This is a genomic window from Shewanella sp. BJSY2023SW001 (assembly GCF_047314685.1).
GTDB lineage: Bacteria > Pseudomonadota > Gammaproteobacteria > Enterobacterales > Shewanellaceae > Shewanella > Shewanella indica.
Genome location: NZ_JBKORF010000009.1, coordinates 1 through 17,738, shown reverse-complemented (window position 1 = coordinate 17,738; position 17,738 = coordinate 1). Strand labels below are relative to the sequence as shown.

The following is a 17,738-nucleotide window of genomic DNA, read 5'->3' as shown; positions in this document are numbered from 1 at the left end:
AGAAGTGGTCCCCAACGGTTGGACACATAAGCTCATTTCTTAAGTGGTTGACCCAGCTCATGCTGCGTATCTTTGCCTACCGAAGTAGGCCTCATCAGGAGTGAGGTTATTGAGTCCTTGATGGTTACGCTCTTCATTATAAAACACCATGTAGTTGCCGATTTCAAGCTCGGCTTCACGGGGCGTGGTATAAGCCTTTAAGTAAACCTCCTCATATTTCAGGCTTCGCCATAATCGCTCAATGAAAACATTGTCAACCCAGCGGCCTTTCCCATCCATGCTTATACGTACGTTATGCTCAATTAACTTCTGTGTGAACTCTGTGCTGGTAAACTGGCTGCCTTGATCTGAGTTAAAGATATCAGGTGGCCCATAATGCTTCAGCGCTTCCTCAAGCGCTTCGATACAAAAACTCGTGTCCATGGTGTTGGATAGTCGCCAAGCCAGCACTTTGCGGCTATACCAGTCGATAATCGCAACGAGGTACAGGAACCCCTTCGCCATTGGGATATATGTGATATCAATCGCCCAAGCTTGGTTTGGGTAAGTGACTTCGATATCACGCAACAGGTAGGGATACACCTTGTGTGCTTTGTTCGCCAGCGTCGTTTTGGGCTTGGGGTAAATCGCCCCAATCCCCATATCGCGCATGAGTCGAACAACACGCTTACGATTAACGCTATGGCCATTTTTAGCCAGCTCAGTTCGAATGCGCCGACTGCCCATAAACGGATACTGCAGATGAATTTCGTCAATCATTCGTCGTAACGTGATCTCCTCAGCAGAGAGTCCGATGGGTTGATAGTAAGCGGTAGAGCGAGCAATATTGAGCAGCTCACATTGGCGCTTTATCGGCAATGGGGTGGATTTAACCAGCGAACTCTTTCGCTGGGCTCGGTCTAACGACCGAGCACTTTGGCCAAAAAATCATTTTCCATGGTCAATTGACCGATCTTGGCGTGAAGTTTGTCCACTTCTTCGGAACTCTCTTTTCCTGAGTGATTTTCGGTGGCAAAAATCATGGCTGCGTTTTCAAGCAGCTCCTTTTTCCATGTTGAGATCTGGTTAGCGTGCAGGTTATATTTCTGAGCTAGCTCAGCGACGGTTTTATCGCCTTTAGCGGCATCGAGAGCCACCTTAGCTTTAAACTCAGGAGAGTGGTTTCTACGTTTTCTAGTCATAATCTGTCCCTGTATTGTTGGGTACTATCAAAACAGATCGACCACTTAAAGTCATGTCCGAAAATTGGGGGCCACTTCTGTCAAGGATGGTTGTATGGAAAGGCCATGCCATTGGATGAGTTATTGCAATGGCTCAATAATCGCTGAATGGAATCTTGGTTATGTCGATAGATTTGCCCGAACAAGCTTTAATGGCACCGCCGAACTCTGAGGGCGTATCTTTAGGACGAACAAGGCGAAACTCTTGGCTGACTTGGGTGAGTTATTTGCTGCCCTGGTGGTTACTGGTGCCCCTTGGAAGCTGGCTTATGTATCACTATGCCTCTCAATGGCAGATAGATCAGGTGCGTTATGCCCAGCAGGAACTGGTAGATAGAGATACTCTGGTACTCGGCGCCACGCTTACCAGAGTTCATCAGGACGTCAGTTTACTATCACAGATGACCGCATCGGTATTAGCTGATAACAGGCTTGGTGATACTGAACAGCTGGAATTATTGCAGCGTCTATTTGTTGACTTCAGCAGCGCCTATCCCAGCTATATGCAAGTGCGCTGGATTGGAAATTCCGGCGTTGAGCGGGTGAGGGTTGACTATAGAGATAATCAAAGGCGAGTTGTCGCTGCAGATGCATTACAGGATAAATCATCGCGCTATTATGTCATTGAGGCCAAGCGTTTGGCTTCGGGGGCGGTTTATTATTCTCCTTTCGATCTCAATATCGAAGCCGGTAAAATAGAGATCCCCTATCGACCCACCTTACGTGCTGCTACCAAGGTAATGGATAGTAACGGCAAGGAGCTCGGGCTGGCACTATTGAACCTGGATGGCAGTGGTTTACTTGAACGTTTGCGCCAATCCGGTAAGACGATGTTGCTGAATGCTGAAGGCTATTGGTTGCTGTCAACTTTGGGTCACAGAGAGTGGGGTTTTATGTTCGACGCTCCTGAACAGCGCCTGGCAGTTGTCCATCCTGAAGTTTGGCGGCGTATACAACAGGAACAACAAGGGCAGTTTATCGATGAAACCGGGATGTGGACTTTCTCCCGCGTGGCGCCAATACTGAACGGTGACAGCAAGGTACCCATACTTTACACCCTATCCCATGATGAACAGCCACTGCTCATTCAAGCCAGATTAAAACGGCTCTACGCCGGCGTTGGTGCAGTAGTTTTTTTATGTATGACTTTGCTGGGAGCGTTTTTAGCGCGCTCCAACCTGCGTTTGGAAGACAAGGCTCATGAGTTACAGCAAAGTAACGCGGCGCTTGCAATGACGCTGGCTCAGTTGAAGGCATCGCAGCAGGAGTTGGTTCGTACCGAGAAATTATCATCTTTGGGTTTGATGGTGGCCGGGGTAGCTCACGAACTCAATACACCTATTGGTGCGGCAATGCTGTGTGTTACTGCACTCAATGACAGGCTAGGTGAACTCAAGCGGGATTATCACAACGGTACTATCAAACGCTCGCAACTGGAGGAATTTATTCAATACCAGGAGGAAGGTTTGACTCTGGCCGAACGCAATCTCAAACGCTCGGCACTGCTTATTCAACAGTTTCGTCAGGTAGCTGCCGACAGAGCTAATGCTGACCGGCAAGCCTTTTGGTTGCATGAGTTGGTGACGGACATTCTGGCGCTGAATCATGGTCAGTGGAAACACAGTCATCATAAGCTGACCACTGATATTCCCTCGGATATCCATATGCACAGTTATCCTGGACCTTTGGGGCAGGTACTTCAGAATCTGGTGCACAATGCACTCATCCATGCTTTTGAAGATACTGATCGGGGAGAGATCCATATCTGCGCCCGTAAACTTCAGCATAAGGTTGAGATCTGTGTGATGGATAATGGTGTCGGGATTGAAGATCAGGATCGTCAGCGAGTGTTTGACCCCTTTTATACTACCAAACGCAACAGCGGCGGCACCGGGCTTGGGCTACATATAGTGCATCATTTGACCACTGAAGTATTGGGGGGGAGCGTGCGGGTTTCAAGAGGAGTCAATGGTATAGGTACTTCGATGATTTTGCTGTTGCCGCTTGAGCAGGTCGATGGCAAATCGGAAAAGGCTGCTACCGGGAATATGGCTTCCTGAACAAGCTGCATAGATGCTGAGCTCTATGGCGCTTGAGAGTGCTTTAAAAACAAAATTGCTGTCTATCTACTCCTTGGCAAGCAAGACACTGACAACACCCGCTGGAACGAAACGGGCATACATAGTCACGGTGTTACTCGCAGTAGGTCGGCTTAACTGTTTGCTTTTGAAGTTGTCGTTCGATTGAGGCAGAAAAGGTTGGATGCAGGACGATACCCTTGCTTTTGAGCATAAAAGGTATCGTCCTTGATTGGGAAGTGTAACTTGGATTAAAGCAGGTTGTTTTCTCTGACGTAGGCTTCAAATTCAGTGCAGCCGCCGACGTGCTCTTTGTCGACAAAGATCTGCGGCACAGTCTCAACCGGCTTGCCTACGGTTTTTTCCAGATCGGCCTTGGTGATGCCTTCGGCGTGTATATCGACATACTTAAACTTGAAATCATCACGCTTCTCTGCCAGTTGCTCAGAAAGTTGCACTGCACGTACGCAATATGGGCAACCTGGACGACCGAAAATAACTACAAACATATTGACTCCCATGGACTTGATTTGCAGCAGTTATACCACAGCTTAAAGGCCTATGCTAAGTTGCTTGATCCCAGGAATGATTTTTCGGTTTGAAACCTGCCTTGATAATCAAAGAAAGTTTGCAATAAATCCCAGCGCCGCGCCTGTTTTTTCAGCAGCAGCATGTCCGGCGCCCGAAACCGCGCCGCATCTTCGACAACTTGTTGTGGTTGGCTGTATTTCGGCAGATTCAGCCCGGGTGTTTTGCTGTGGGGATGGATAAAACAAGCAAACAGTGCCCGGCGTTGAGCACTGGTCTCCATTTTAAAATACTGGTTGAAGTCATTGCCGTCGTAATCCAGATACTGAACTCTGAGACGCCCCTCTTCGGCATGCAGCAACATTTGCTGCACTTTGAACAGGTGGTGATGCTGTTTTGACAACACCTCTTTGAGGCGTTTGTCCGGGTCGACCAGGGTCGATTGGCACTGGTGGCAAATCTTGGCAGCGATATCGTTTTCGGCGCCGCAATCCGGGCATGATTTGGCGCGATAGCGATAACTGCATTGATTATTGTCCTGCAACAGTCCCTGGCAGCGGCGGCCGAAGTGTTCGATGATGTCACCATCCTCATCCGTCTTGCCCCAGAAGATATTGGCAAAACCACACTCGGGGCAGGGAACCTGCACCGGCACCGAGTTTGCCGCTGGCTTGGGAGTGCCAACCTCGGGATAGAAGAGATCAAAGCCGCTGGCGGCATAATCTATGACCAGACAGTCCTGTTTGCCTTCGGCCAGTCTCAGGCCGCGGCCAACCATCTGTTGAAACAGGCTTACAGATGCCGTAGGCCGCATGATGGCAATAAGATCCACATGGGGCGCATCAAACCCTGTTGTGAGCACTGCTACATTGACCAGAAACTTAAGTTTCTGGGCTTTAAAGGCGCGGATGATGGCATCCCTTTGCTGCATCTCTGTGGTCGCTGTGATGAGCGCTGCCTGTTCGTCAGCCAGTAGTGTTAGCACTTCTTCGGCGTGACGCACTGTGGCTGCAAAAATAATCACCCCCTTGCGGGTGTTGGCCAGTTGTCTTAGCTGGTTAACAATGGCCTTGGTCGCGCGGCCATTGTGACTGAGCAGGGCATCGACCTTGGCCTCATCGTATTCTCCATTGCCGTTGCTCGGCAGGCTGCTGAAGTCATACTGAGCGCTCAGGCCATCGTAAAGCCTGGGCGGTGTCAGATAGCCCTGCTTAATGAGGGGCCTTAAGGGCAACTCGAAAATGCAGTCATCGAAAATCCCTCGGTCGGGATTACCAACCCGGCCGTGATAGTGGCGGCGATAGATAAATCCCAGTCCAAGGCGATAAGGGGTGGCCGTCAATCCCAGCAGCTTAAGTTTGGGGTTGTGGGATTTGAGGTGTTCAAGCAGTTGTTGATACTGGCTGTCTTGCTCAAGGCTCACTCTGTGGCACTCGTCTATGACTACCAGGGAGTAGTGGCTGTCAAAGGCTTCCAGGTTGCGCCCGGCGGATTGCACGCTGGCGACAACGGTTTTGCCTTGGGTGAGCTTTTGCCTCAGTCCGGCCGAGTAGATGCTGGCTTCATCGGTCAACAGAGCAACTTTTTCGGCGTTTTGGGCGACCAGCTCTTTGACATGGGTCAGTACCAGTATCTTGCCTTTGGCGATGCGGGCCAGCTCAGCAATCACCAAACTCTTGCCGGCTCCCGTGGGCAGCACTATCACAGCCGAGCCAGACTGAGCGCGGAAATAACGTACTGCAGCATCTACGGCTTGCTGCTGATAATCACGTAGGCGAATGCCGACCTTGGCGGTATCTTCTGCCTGAGTGTTTGTCGTCGCTTTCTGATCTGCTGGCTTTTTACTATCTGTGGACACTGAGTTGCGAAGAGGAGTTGACCGTGGGGCAAGCTTATCACAGACGCGCCAGGCTTCTGTGGTTTTCCGGGTTTGTTGGCGACTTTTTACCCTCGGACACCACAACTCATCCGCCTCAGGACATCACTGGTTAAAAAAAGCACTTTTTCTAGGCAATTCATTTGCTAAAATGCCTCATGACACTGGTCAAAGACCCGTGGCTAACGTAAAATTTCACGCTTTTACTGTTTTAATTCAAACAGACACCAAAATCGCCGCCTACGGGCCGGCATGCACTGGAAGAGAAGATGCAGCAGTTAACTGAGATCGTAGAACAGGCCTTAGCCGCCATCGAAGGGGCCAGTGATCTGAAAATCCTCGATGACATCCGCGTCGATTATCTTGGCAAGAAGGGCAAGATCACCGACATGATGAAGTTGATGGCGACCCTGAGTCCACAAGAAAAGCCCGCCTTCGGCCAGAAGGTCAACGAAGCCAAGCAAAAGGTACAGCAGTTCCTCAATCAGCGCATTGAAGGGCTGAAAGCCGCCGAGTTGGAACAGAAACTCCAGACAGAGAAAGTCGATGTCACCCTGCCGGGACGTCGCCTGGATAATGGTGGTTTACATCCGGTCACCCGTACCATAGAACGAATTGAAAGCTTTTTTGGTGAGTTGGGCTTTAGTGTCGTACAGGGGCCGGAAATCGAAGATGATTATCATAACTTCGATGCCTTGAATATTCCTGAGCATCATCCAGCTCGGGCTGATCACGATACTTTCTACTTCAATCCCAAGTTAGTGTTGCGTACCCAGACTTCAGGGGTGCAAATTCGCACCATGGAAGTGGAAAAACCGCCGTTGCGAATCATCTCTCCCGGCCGAGTCTATCGTAATGACTATGATATGACCCACACGCCTATGTTCCATCAGGTGGAAGGTCTGCTGGTGGACGAGAATGTAAACTTTGCCGAGCTGAAAGGCATTTTGCACGACTTCCTACGTAACTTCTTTGAAGAGGATTTGGAGATTCGTTTCCGTCCTTCATACTTCCCCTTTACCGAGCCGTCTGCCGAAGTGGATGTAAAAGGCAAGAATGGTTGGCTGGAAGTGCTCGGCTGCGGCATGGTTCACCCGAATGTGCTGCGCGGTGTGGGAGTCGATCCTGATAAATACTCCGGTTTTGCTTTTGGTATGGGTGTCGAGCGTCTGGCCATGTTGCGCTATGGTGTCAACGACCTGCGTGCCTTCTTCGAAAACGACCTGCGTTTTCTCAAGCAATTCAAATAACGGAGCTTTAGTATTATGAAATTCAGTGAATCCTGGCTTCGTGAGTGGGTTAACCCTGCGATTAGCCGTGACGAATTAACTCATCAAATCACCATGGCCGGCCTGGAAGTGGACGATGTCATTGCCGTAGCCGGTGACTTTTCCGGCGTGGTAGTGGGTGAGGTGGTTGAATGTGGTCAACACCCCGATGCCGACAAGCTGCGGGTTACCAAGGTCAATGTCGGTGGCGAAGAGCTGCTGGATATTGTTTGCGGCGCCCCTAACTGCCGTCAGGGACTCAAGGTTGCTGTGGCCGTTGTCGGTGCTGTGCTGCCTGGCGACTTCAAGATCAAGAAAGCCAAACTGCGTGGACAAGCTTCACACGGCATGCTGTGCTCTTATGGCGAGTTGGGCATAGATATTGAAAGCGACGGCATCATTGAACTGCCGCTGGAGGCGCCTATTGGTACAGATATTCGCGAATATCTGCAGCTCGATGACGTGATTATCGATGTGGATCTTACCGCTAACCGCGCCGATTGCCTGGGTATGGTGGGACTGGCCCGCGAAGTGGGCGTGCTCAACCGACTGAACGTGACCGAGCCAAGCTGGGAAGCCGCCAGTGTCAGTAGTGAGCGTACAGTTGAAATAGAGGTCGCCAACCCGGAAGCCTGTCCAAGATATTTGGGCCGGGTTATCAGTAATGTCAATGTCAAGGCGCAAACGCCTGATTGGATGGTGGAAAAGCTGCGCCGTAGCGGTATTCGGTCCATAGACCCTATCGTGGATATCACCAACTATGTGTTGGTTGAGTTCGGCCAGCCGATGCATGCTTTCGATTTGGACAAGATTGACGGCAGTATCAAGGTACGCCTGGGTAACGGTGAAGAGAAACTGACTCTGCTCGATGGCAACGAAATTACTGTGCCAGCCGATACCCTGGTGATTGCCGATAACAGCCAGGCATTGGCCCTGGCCGGTGTCTTCGGTGGTGAGGTTTCCGGTGTCAGCGAGCAAACCCGCGATATCATGCTTGAGTGTGCTTTCTTCGCGCCGCTGGCTATCATGGGCAAGGCCCGTCGTCTTGGATTGCACACCGACTCTTCGCATCGCTTTGAGCGCGGCGTTGATCCAGAGCTGCAGCATAAAGCCATGGACAGAGCCACCCGTTTGGTGCTGGATATCTGTGGCGGCGAAGCCGGTCCTGTGGTTGAAGCCAAGAGCGAAGCGCATCTGCCAAAGGCTGCCGACATTAAACTGCGCCGCAGCAAACTGGACAAACTGCTCGGACATCATATCGATGACACAGATGTTGAACAAATTCTGACCCGATTGGGCTTCCAAGTTTTAAAACAGGGCAGTGACTGGCAGGTGAAAACCGCCACTTACCGTTTCGACATGGCAATTGAAGAAGATCTTATTGAAGAAGTTGCCCGGATTTACGGCTATAACAACATTCCGAACACAGCCCCGCTGGCGCGTCTGTCTATGACAGATCATAAAGAGTCGGATCTTAAATTGAGCCGGGTAAGAGCTTTGTTGGTGGCACGGGGTTTCCAGGAGGCCGTCACATACAGCTTTGTGGATCCCAAGCTGCAAAAACTGGTTCACCCTGACAGCGACGCTATGGTATTGCCTAACCCGATTTCCAGTGAAATGTCGGCCATGCGCCTGTCCATGTTCACCGGATTGCTGAATGCCGTGGGTTACAACCAGGCCCGTCAGCAGGCTCGTGTACGCCTGTTTGAGACAGGTTTACGCTTTATTCCTGATGCACAAGCAGAATCCGGCGTAAGACAACAAACCATGCTGGGCGCGGTGATCGCCGGCCCCCAGAGCGATGAACACTGGAGCATGGAGTCGAAAACCGTTGATTTCTTCGATCTTAAAGGTGATTTAGAAGCCATTATTGGCTTGACAGTTTCCGAAGCTGAATTTAGTTTTAAAGGAGCGCAGCATCCGGCTATGCATCCGGGGCAATGTGCTGAAATATTGAGAAATGATCGGGTCATAGGCTATATAGGTGCAGTCCATCCCAGCCTCGAGAAGCCTTTTGGGCTGAATGGCAAAACCATAGTTTTTGAGCTGGAATTGGACGCCTTGCTGCAGGCTAAATTGCCGCAAGCCCAGGCTGTGTCTAAGTTTCCAGCCAATCGCCGCGATATCGCCATAGTGGTTGATGAAGAAGTCGCCGCAGGTGAAGTGATGACGCTGATAAGAAAAGTTGGCGAAAATCAGTTGGTTGGCTTAAACTTGTTCGATGTATACCGAGGTAAAGGTGTAGAGCAGGGCAAAAAGAGTCTGGCGATCGCACTTACGTTACAAGATAACACTCGTACACTTGAGGAAAAAGAGATTGCTGAGATGGTTGATACAGTGGTTTCTGCACTCAAGTCTGAGTTCAACGCATCGTTGAGGGATTAAAGTATGGCACTTACCAAGGCCGAAATGGCAGAGCATCTTTTTGAAACGCTTGGTATTAACAAGCGGGTAGCAAAAGAGATGGTTGAAGCGTTTTTCGAAGAGATCCGAACCGCGCTTGAAAATGGTGAGCAGGTCAAGTTATCTGGCTTTGGCAACTTTGACCTTAGGGATAAGAATCAAAGACCGGGAAGGAATCCCAAAACAGGTCAGGATATCCCAATTTCTGCCCGCCGGGTGGTGACATTCCGTCCGGGACAGAAACTGAAGAGTCGCGTAGAAGCCGCTAACAAAGGCAAATAACTGCTCGGTCAGTAATTTAGAACAGGGAAGCCGCTCCTGTGGGTGGCTTCCCTGTTTGTGTCTGTAGAAAGTGCTTCTACCCTGCTGTGTCGCATTTTTAATGCCTGGTTTGGCATTGCATTGGGATTAAACCCAGGGGTTAAACCTTGTCAAATACACCTTCCAAGCCTAAGAAAGGCAAATACTTCGATAGGCGCTTCCGTTGGTCATTGCTGCACCCCAGGTTTTGGGGGAGTTGGTTGGCGATAGGCGTACTGGTTCTGTTTGGTCTCTTGCCTGCTCTCATTAGAGATCCTATTGCCCGTGGGTTGTCGCGTTTGGTCAAACGTGTCGCTCATAAACCGATAAGTGTAGCCAGAGCCAACCTTAAAGCCTGTTTCCCCGATAAGAGTGAGCAGGAAATCGAGCAGTTGCTGGAACGCAACACCGAAGCTTTTGTAATGACACTGCTGGCACAATCTGAGCTGATTTTGATGCCAAGCGTTTATATTCGTAAAAGAGTGCTGCTTGAGGGTGAAGAACATATCGCTGCTGCCCGTGAAGCAGGGCAGCCGATTATCTTTATCATGCCTCATGTTTGGGGCATAGAGTATGCCGGTCTAAGACTTAATTTGGACTTGCCCATGGTGTCTATGGCCAAAGCGCATCGAAATGAATTGTTCAACTGGTTCAATAACCGGATGCGTAGTTCGCAAGGCGGCAATATCTATATGCGTGAAGCCGGGATCCGGGCCTTGTTGGCTGAGCTGAAACAGGGCAACAGTTTCTTCTATCTGCCGGATGAAGACTTAGGGCCGGAGCAGAGCGTATTTGCGCCATTTTTAGGGACTGTCAAGGCCACCTTGCCAGTGGTTGGCCGCTTGGCACAGGCAGGTAACGCCCAGGTGATGCCTGTGAAAATTGGTTATGATGACCAAGCCAGATGTTTTCGTTTGACGGTTATGCCGGCGATTGCCCCTGAGTCGATGCAAGGTAAGGAAAATGAAGCCATTGCATTAAACAAGGCCGTGGAGCAGGTGATTACCGCCTATCCCGAGCAGTATATGTGGTTTCTTAAGGTGCTGCGTACCCGCCCGGAAGGTATGCCGTCTATCTATTGAATATCAACATAGGCTCGGATTACCAAGGAACTTAATATCATTACTTGCATTTAGACTTGCGTCTCATGCGGTCATTGCCATAGCGGGATAGCTGCTTATGGCAATGACTTTGCGTGCAATACCGGCAGGTTTGTGCTTGATAGTGGGCACTATGCAATATCAGATAATTCCGGCACGACTTAAACGCGCGAGATTAACCCCTTTCAGTACCGCTATTTGATTGACCAACTTATTTACTTCAAAAGCCTGACCTTTGAGGATAATGGTTTCCAAACACTTATGATGGTCTATGTGGACATGGGTACTGCAGAGCACGTGTACTAGATGATTGTGCTGGATTTCAATCAGCTTTTCCGACAAACCTCTCTGATGATGATCGAAAACCAAGGTCAGTACACCTACAACATCCTCTTTGCTGTTGTTCCATTGCTTATCAACTATCCTGTCGCGAAACAGATCGCGAATATATTCTGAACGTGATTGATAGCCTCGCTCGCGGCTATCATTTTCTATCTCTTCGAACAGTGATTGGGGTAGGGATACGGTAAAACGTTGAGTTTCATCTGTCATGACTGTTTCTTCAGAAAAACACTATTGGTTAGTAGAGCTTACACAAGCTTTGCCACAAAATGTCCTTTTCCATTTTCATTGGGTGTGATCTATAGCAAACTTTTTATCTTTGTTGGTTTTTTGTGCTGTTACACTGAAAGGAATCGGGGTAGTGTTACTAAAAATAAATAAGTAATATCGGCGGGTGGCGTTAGGTTCCGGTCGAACATAACACTGAAAATGCCTTGTGGGCGTTTAATAAACAAGCCTATTTAAGCAATCAAGAGAGCTTGATCATTTCCTGCTGCACCCATTGGCCGGATCCCTAGCTTATATGAATAGTTAGGGTTCGGCTCAAATGATCTGGTTATGCACTGAACTTGAATTGCGCTCTTCTCCTTGGCAAACCAACATACAAGTTAGTATCACTTTGCCGCGGAACCGCCATCATATCCGTCAATAAGTCTAAAAAATTTTAGCCAGGTTCGGGAGTTTCAGGTGTTGCTTTCATCTGTTTATATCAAATCCAAGCGCAAACCCATTTGCCGGTCCAAGCCGCAAAGGTCAGAAAAACTGACACAATCAAAACATGGGTCCAAGTCGACAATATCAACTACCGGATTGCTGTTACTGACTCTGTTGGCAGTAGCTTTGCCTTTCCAGTTGAAAGCGAATACGACCCCAGAGCCCTTGGTCATGGTGCTGGGTGCGGAGCCCGATGGTGGCTTTGACCCCATCCTAGGTTGGGGGCGCTACAATAATCCGCTCATTCAATCTGCCTTGCTGCGCCGCTCAGGCGGCGGCGAGTTTATCGGTGATATTGCCAGCGATTGGACCTTGAGCCCCGACAGGCTCAAATGGACAGTAACCCTGAGGCCTAATCTGGTGTTCAGTGACGGCAGTCCGCTCAACGCAGAGGATGTGGCTTTTACCTTTGAGCAGGCCAGAAATGCTGCCGGTATGCAGGATTTATCCAATTTGGTCAAGGTGGAACAAAAGTCTGAGCTGCAAGTCGAATTCACCCTCAAGCAGGCAGATATCGGTTTTATCGATACCTTGGCCGAGCTGGCGATAGTGCCAAGCGACAGTTACGGCCCGGATTATGGTCAGCATCCCATAGGTTCGGGGCCCTATAAAATGCGCCGCTGGGATAAGGGGCAGCAGTTGATCCTGGAAGCTAACCCTAAATATCAGAGTGCCGATCCTGACAACCCGCTGCTGAAAAAGCCCTTTTTCGACAAATTGGTTATCGTCTTTGCCGACGAAGACAGCCGCTTTGCCATGCTCAGAACCGGGCAGTTGCAACTCTCGGCGCTGGCACCCAGATATGCCGATGCCCTGATGGCGCAGGGTAATTATCGCCTGTGGTCACAAACCAGCGTCGATAACCGCGGCATTGCCTGGCCGATGCGGGCGGAAGATAACCCGGTCACCAGTGAATTGGCGGTGCGCCAAGCCTTCGATATGGTGATCGACCGCCAGCAACTGGTCGATAATCTGCTGGGGGGCTACGCAAGACCGGCCTGGTCAATCGCCGATGACTTGCCATGGGGCGGCGCGGTTCCCGATTGGGCCGATTGGCAGATGAAGCAGCGTTTACTCAAAGCGTCAGAACTCTTGGCCAACGCCGGTTGGTTACCGGGAGCGGACGGCATTCGCGAAAAGAATGGGCAACGGCTGACATTCCCGCTCTACTATCTGGCCGGTGACAGCATACGTGAGCAGTTGGCGCTGGCCAGTGCCCAGATGGCCAGAATGGCTGGGTTCGAGGTGGAGCCCAAGGCGGACAGCTGGGAAAATATCTATCGGGTGATGCATCAGGCGCCGGTGCTCTTTGGCTTTGGCAGCCTTTCGGCCAATGAGATGGCGCTTGTCTACGACAGCCGCAATGCCGGTAAAGGCTATTTCAACTCCGGCTATTATGATAACCCGCTGGTCGATAAGGCGCTGGAAAAGGCTCGCGAGGCAGACTCTGTCGACAGTGCGATTGCATTCTGGAAACAGGCACAGCAACAGATAAGCCGGGATGTGCCCTGGAGTTGGTTGGTGAATCTGCAGCATCTGTATGCCGCCAACCCTTGTCTCGATTTGGGGCAACCCTTGGTGGAACCTCACGGTCATGGCTGGCCGATCACCAATAATATCAACCAGTGGCGCTGGCAATGTCCATGAAACCAATGTTGTCTGCCAACAAGCCGATAGTGGCGCAAAAGTGGTCGTCAGTTTGCTGGCGGGGAGCTTTGTTGCGGTCTCTGCGGCTGGCGCTGCTGTTGTTGCTTGCTTGTTTGCTGGCTTTTGTGCTCTTGTCCTTGTCGCCGCTCGATCCCTTAATTCACTATCTGGGCGGTAATCTGCTGGCGGTATCCGATGCCCAGCGCACCCAGATGATCCGCGAGCTAGGGTTGGACACTGGACTCTGGCAGCAGATCAGCAGTTACTTTTCCGCTCTGCTGAGTGGCGATATGGGTCAGAGTCTGGTGTTTCGCCAGAGCGTTTCCGAGGTGATTGCCGAGCGCTTGCCGCTATCCTTGCTGTTGATGGCGCTCTCCTGGGGACTGGCTCTGCTGCTCGGTTATGGCCTGGGACTGCTGTGTGCCATCACCGAAGGGAGTTTCTGCGATCGCTGGCTGAGACGCTTTGCCTGGCTGCTTTCGAGCATTCCGTCATTTTGGTTGGCAATGATAATGATAAGCCTGTTTTCTGTCACTCTGGCCTGGACACCCGTGTGCTGCGCTGCGCCGCTGGGGCTGAGTTTTACCGAGCAGAGCCTTGGCAGTATGTTGTTGCACCTCGCTTTGCCCTTGACTGTCCTGACGCTAAGCCAACTCTCACCCTTGGTGCTGCACACCCGGGAAAAGGTGCTGGATCTCTACCACAGCGAATATGTGGGATATGCCCAAAGTCACGGTAAAGGTCGTCTGGCGGTATTCAAGAAGCATATCTTTGCCAATAGTCTAAAGCCCGCGATAGTGCTGCACTTTGCTTCTTTTGCCGAGCTGTTCGGCGGCTCTATTCTCGCCGAAACCGTGTTTAATTTCCCCGGACTCGGTAGCGCTTTGGTCAAGGCCGGACTCGGTAACGATGCGCCCTTGCTGATGGGGATTACCCTGTTTTCGGCGCTGTTTGTGTTTTGCGGTAACCTGGCCGCCGAGCTTATCAGCGCCAGATTGCAGCGTGGCAGGCTTAGTGGACTTTCGACTCACGCCACTGGAGTGCAGGCATGATGGGCGGATTAACGCTTTGCTTGAAAAGCCTTCAGGCCAAGGATGGCAGTCGCGTCGCCATCTGGTTTTGGCCGGTTTGCGGACTTTTCTTGCTGACGACACTATGCCTGCTATTTGGCAATCATGCCAGTGAGCTTAACCTGCTGGCCAAGAGTCAGGGGCCATCCTGGGCTCATCCCATGGGGACGGATTGGCTTGGGCGTGATATGGCCGAGCGTAGCGGCGCGGCCATGCTCAAAAGTCTGTGGATAGGCGCGCTGGCGGTACTGCTCAGCAGTTCGCTGGCACTGCTGCTGGCCTTGCTGGCGCAAACCGGCTCCAAGTGGCGTCAAGCTGTATTACTCGGTTGCGATCTCTGTATGTCACTGCCACATCTGTTGCTGCTGATCTTGCTGGCGCTGGCCTTTGGTGGACAGGAATATGGGGTGATTGCGGCCCTGGCTTTGAGTCATTGGCCGAGACTGACCCGTTTACTCTTACTGGAAATGGATGAAATCCTGGCTCAGCCCTATGTCAGTTTGGCTTTGGGTTTCGGCGGCTCCAGGTTAAGCACCCGCATGCGCCACTTATGGCCTCATATCATGCCGCAGTGGCTGATTGGCGGGCTCAACTTGTTTCCGCACGCCTTGCTTCATGTCGCGGCGCTGAGCTTTCTTGGTTTTGGCCTCGACAGCAACGCGCCCTCCATAGGCGAACTGCTGGCTGAGGCCAATCGCTATCTGTTGCTTGGCCAATGGTGGCTGGCGCTGTTTCCCGGGATCTTGCTGCTGAGCTTTGTTTTGCTGTTATCTAAGCTTGCCGAAAATCTGATCCAGTTTGCCAGAGACGGTATGGCTGCGCCTAAGTTACCGTGCACCAATGCCTTGAGATCTAAAAGTGATTTACTTTCCTCAAGCGATGTTAAACCCGTCGTCGCCATTCATACCCAAGTGACAGATTTAACGCTTAAGGATAGCAGTGGCAGAACCTTGCTGGATGGGCTCAATATTGAGGTGACACCTGGACGGGTTACTGCAGTGCTCGGTGAGAGCGGCGCCGGTAAGAGCTTGCTGGCGCTGGCTATCATGGGCAGTTTGCCAAAGGGGATAGCCATGCAATGCGTTGGTTTGATGCGGCCGCAAAAGACGGCGCTTTGCGCTCAGAGTACCCAGGTGCTGGACGCCAACATTAAGATAAACGAATTGCTTGACTGGTACTGTGATGATGCCATGCGCCCTTACCGGCAGGCTTTGTATGACGAGCTGGGTATCACAGCGGAGATCTTGGCGGCTTATCCCCCCATGCTCTCCGGCGGTATGGCCCGGCGGGTATTACTGGCCCAGGCCCTATTGCAAGCGCCGGATCTATTGCTGGCCGATGAGCCTTGTTGCGGTCTGGATGAGCTTGCTGCCACTGAGCTTTACGCCTTACTCAACGACTTTGCCAGCGGCGCCTTGCAGCAGCGGCTGGGTTTAGACGCCAGCCCCAAGGCGGTACTGGTTATCAGTCATAACCTCAGGGCCGTGTTGGCCTTGGATGCCGAGCTGTATCTGCTGCGCCGCGGTCGGCTCACCGAGGTGACGGATAGCGCCAGTCTGCGAACGAGTATTGCCGGGCATAAGCCGGGAGATGAATATGAGAGTGACGGCTGCTATAGTCACACCTTGCTGGCGGCGTTGCCGGAAAACTGGCCTGCCGGCAGCTGTCGCTTGGCTGATGCTGAACCAAAGAGCGGTCCCAAGAGTCACCTCAATAGCCGGCTCGATAATCAAGCTGCCAGTCAACCCGTTGGCGAACCCGCTAGTCAACCAGCTGGTCAACAAAAGCCCCATGGTGACAGCCTGGAGAGTTTCAGCAACTCGCCTTGTCGGAGGCGTGCATGAGTCTAAATTCTTTGCATAACAAACCGGCTCAATCCGGCTCTGCCTTGGCGCTTGAAAGCGCGCCTTTGCCTTCTGCATCCTTATCGCCGCTGCTTTCACTCAGTGGAGGCTTGGCTTATCGGGGCAGCAAGGTGATTGAGCTGCCTGATATCGCTATTAATCGCGCCGAGATTCTCGGGATCTGGGGTGACAGTGGCTGCGGCAAGTCCACCATGGCCGCGATACTCACAGGCTTGATGCCGCTTGCGGCGGGAAAGCTTGAGTGCAGTCAGGTGCTCAAGCAGGTTGGCGGCCGCCCTTCACCCATTCAGTGGGTTATTCAGCAGCCGGAGCAGGCGTTCAACCCCAGATTGACCCTGGCGCAATCCTTGAATGAGAGTTGGCACGGGCGTGATTATGCTCATCTTTTGCCCATGCTCGGCGTGGCCGAGTCTGAATTCTGGCGCTGGTTGGCATCACGCCCCGGCGGCCTTTCCGGCGGTGAGCTGCAAAGGCTCAATATTTTAAGGGCAGTGGCGCCGGAAACCCGGCTGCTTATCTGTGATGAAATCACGGCCCAGCTGGATATGCTGAGTCAGCAAAGGCTTTGGCAACAACTGTTGCAGATAGCCCGTGATAAACAGCTGACGCTACTGGTGATCTCTCACGACAAACCTTTGCTCGGCGCGGTTTGCGACAGAGTACAGCCCTTTAAGCCGGTGTAAAATACGTAGCTAAACTTGATATCCAGCCAGTAAAGAATCCACCTTCTGAAGAAGGTGGCTTTGTATATGCCCCCTCAAAGGGGGCGTTGTTTACTCCAGCGTTAACTGAGTTTGCTCCTGCTTTTCTTCTTTCTCTTGATGCCGGACATAACGCCTTATTATCTCTTCATTTATTCCAACCGTATCGACAAAGTATCCTCGCTGCCAAAAATGGTTACCCCACATTTTGTTCTTCCTCAAGTATGGATATTTACTAAATAGTTTTAGTGCTATTTTGCCTTTGAGCGCTCCCATCAGTCTTGATATCGATAACTTTGGCGGAACTTTTATAACTAAATGAACATGGTCTACCTGAACATTTAACTCTACTACTTTGCACCCAAGTTACTCACTGTAAACGTGAATACAGCGGTAAACCTCCTTACCTACTTTGTTTTTGAGAATCCTAAAACGGTACTTTGGAGTCCAAACTATATGATATTGACATCGCCAATACACATGCGATGCTTGCTCGTATCTACTCATGCTTTTTGTCCTTTGACTTCGCTAAAAATCAAAAGAGCAATTAGCATGGGTAGCCTTTACAGGCCAAGCCTAAATTGATGATAACCACCTACTGAAGTAGGTGGTTTAGGGGCTGAAAA

At 51.1% G+C, this 17,738-nt stretch carries 13 protein-coding genes and 1 pseudogene; 9 read left to right on the top strand and 5 right to left on the bottom strand.

Annotation, left to right across the window (positions count from 1 at the left end):
* Positions 1-57: 57 nt before the first annotated feature.
* A protein-coding gene (locus ACMHXH_RS01415) for an IS3-like element ISVpa4 family transposase (protein ID WP_114139936.1) occupies positions 58-1,181 on the bottom strand; the annotation gives its coding sequence in 2 pieces (ribosomal slippage) (positions 58-929 and positions 929-1,181; 1,125 coding nt in all).
* Positions 1,182-1,438: 257 nt separating this feature from the next.
* Between ACMHXH_RS01415 and ACMHXH_RS01410 the strand changes: the two genes are divergently transcribed.
* Complete coding sequence (locus ACMHXH_RS01410) at positions 1,439-3,280, top strand: HAMP domain-containing histidine kinase (RefSeq protein ID WP_162206388.1); 1,842 nt, start codon at positions 1,439-1,441, stop codon at positions 3,278-3,280.
* Between the two features lie 269 nt (positions 3,281-3,549).
* Here the strand turns inward: ACMHXH_RS01410 and ACMHXH_RS01405 are convergent, their stop codons facing one another.
* Both ACMHXH_RS01405 and ACMHXH_RS01400 read right to left on the bottom strand, forming a co-directional pair.
* A complete protein-coding gene (locus ACMHXH_RS01405; RefSeq protein WP_025009626.1) occupies positions 3,550-3,807 on the bottom strand; it encodes a GrxA family glutaredoxin in 258 nt (85 codons plus the stop codon).
* Positions 3,808-3,857: 50 nt separating this feature from the next.
* Positions 3,858-5,606, bottom strand: coding sequence for a DEAD/DEAH box helicase (locus ACMHXH_RS01400; protein WP_039035303.1), 1,749 nt, complete (start codon positions 5,604-5,606; stop codon positions 3,858-3,860).
* 365 nt (positions 5,607-5,971) lie between these two features.
* Between ACMHXH_RS01400 and pheS the strand changes: the two genes are divergently transcribed.
* From pheS to lpxM, 4 genes are all read left to right on the top strand, one after another.
* A complete protein-coding gene (gene pheS / locus ACMHXH_RS01395; RefSeq protein ID WP_039035284.1) occupies positions 5,972-6,952 on the top strand; it encodes a phenylalanine--tRNA ligase subunit alpha in 981 nt (326 codons plus the stop codon).
* Between the two features lie 15 nt (positions 6,953-6,967).
* Positions 6,968-9,355: a phenylalanine--tRNA ligase subunit beta gene (gene pheT / locus ACMHXH_RS01390; protein WP_144361536.1), complete on the top strand. Its 2,388-nt coding sequence runs from the start codon at positions 6,968-6,970 to the stop codon at positions 9,353-9,355.
* 3 nt (positions 9,356-9,358) lie between these two features.
* A complete protein-coding gene (gene ihfA / locus ACMHXH_RS01385) occupies positions 9,359-9,655 on the top strand; it encodes an integration host factor subunit alpha (RefSeq protein WP_025009628.1) in 297 nt (98 codons plus the stop codon).
* Between the two features lie 146 nt (positions 9,656-9,801).
* The gene (gene lpxM / locus ACMHXH_RS01380) at positions 9,802-10,755 is read left to right on the top strand and encodes a lauroyl-Kdo(2)-lipid IV(A) myristoyltransferase (RefSeq protein ID WP_071476962.1); all 954 of its coding nucleotides are present in this window, start codon (positions 9,802-9,804) and stop codon (positions 10,753-10,755) included.
* Between the two features lie 159 nt (positions 10,756-10,914).
* On the opposite strand, the gene nikR is transcribed toward lpxM, so the two are convergent.
* The gene (nikR, locus tag ACMHXH_RS01375) at positions 10,915-11,325 is read right to left on the bottom strand and encodes a nickel-responsive transcriptional regulator NikR (protein WP_039035281.1); all 411 of its coding nucleotides are present in this window, start codon (positions 11,323-11,325) and stop codon (positions 10,915-10,917) included.
* Positions 11,326-11,967: 642 nt separating this feature from the next.
* Here nikR and ACMHXH_RS01370 point away from each other — a divergent pair.
* The 4 genes from ACMHXH_RS01370 to ACMHXH_RS01355 are packed head-to-tail and all read left to right on the top strand — an operon-like array spanning position 11,968 to position 17,094.
* Positions 11,968-13,476 (top strand): ABC transporter substrate-binding protein, encoded by a 1,509-nt coding sequence (locus ACMHXH_RS01370; protein ID WP_335911717.1) that lies wholly within the window; start codon positions 11,968-11,970, stop codon positions 13,474-13,476.
* Positions 13,467-14,528 (top strand): ABC transporter permease, encoded by a 1,062-nt coding sequence (locus ACMHXH_RS01365; protein WP_233962382.1) that lies wholly within the window; start codon positions 13,467-13,469, stop codon positions 14,526-14,528. Before ACMHXH_RS01370 ends, ACMHXH_RS01365 begins: the two co-directional genes overlap by 10 nt.
* Positions 14,525-16,390 carry an ATP-binding cassette domain-containing protein gene (locus tag ACMHXH_RS01360; protein WP_335911714.1) on the top strand — a complete coding sequence of 622 codons (1,866 nt, stop codon included), beginning with the start codon at positions 14,525-14,527 and terminating at the stop codon, positions 16,388-16,390. The genes ACMHXH_RS01365 and ACMHXH_RS01360 overlap by 4 nt, the downstream gene beginning before the upstream one ends.
* Positions 16,387-17,094, top strand: a complete 708-nt coding sequence (locus ACMHXH_RS01355) for an ATP-binding cassette domain-containing protein (RefSeq protein WP_335911712.1) — start codon at positions 16,387-16,389, stop codon at positions 17,092-17,094. The genes ACMHXH_RS01360 and ACMHXH_RS01355 overlap by 4 nt, the downstream gene beginning before the upstream one ends.
* A 90-nt stretch (positions 17,095-17,184) precedes the next feature.
* On the opposite strand, the pseudogene tnpA reads toward ACMHXH_RS01355, so the two are convergent.
* Positions 17,185-17,619, bottom strand: a pseudogene (gene tnpA, locus ACMHXH_RS01350) (IS200/IS605 family transposase).
* Positions 17,620-17,738 lie beyond the last annotated feature (119 nt).

Bases quoted from the DNA above. Each gene is read 5' to 3' on its own strand.
- ihfA (WP_025009628.1), top strand. From the start codon at position 9,359: ATGGCACTTACCAAGGCCGAAATGGCAGAGCATCTTTTTGAAACGCTT.
- pheT (WP_144361536.1), top strand. From the start codon at position 6,968: ATGAAATTCAGTGAATCCTGGCTTCGTGAGTGGGTTAACCCTGCGATT.
- ACMHXH_RS01405 (WP_025009626.1), bottom strand. From the start codon at position 3,807: ATGTTTGTAGTTATTTTCGGTCGTCCAGGTTGCCCATATTGCGTACGT.
- ACMHXH_RS01360 (WP_335911714.1), top strand. From the start codon at position 14,525: ATGATGGGCGGATTAACGCTTTGCTTGAAAAGCCTTCAGGCCAAGGAT.
- ACMHXH_RS01355 (WP_335911712.1), top strand. From the start codon at position 16,387: ATGAGTCTAAATTCTTTGCATAACAAACCGGCTCAATCCGGCTCTGCC.
- nikR (WP_039035281.1), bottom strand. From the start codon at position 11,325: ATGACAGATGAAACTCAACGTTTTACCGTATCCCTACCCCAATCACTG.
- ACMHXH_RS01365 (WP_233962382.1), top strand. From the start codon at position 13,467: ATGTCCATGAAACCAATGTTGTCTGCCAACAAGCCGATAGTGGCGCAA.
- pheS (WP_039035284.1), top strand. From the start codon at position 5,972: ATGCAGCAGTTAACTGAGATCGTAGAACAGGCCTTAGCCGCCATCGAA.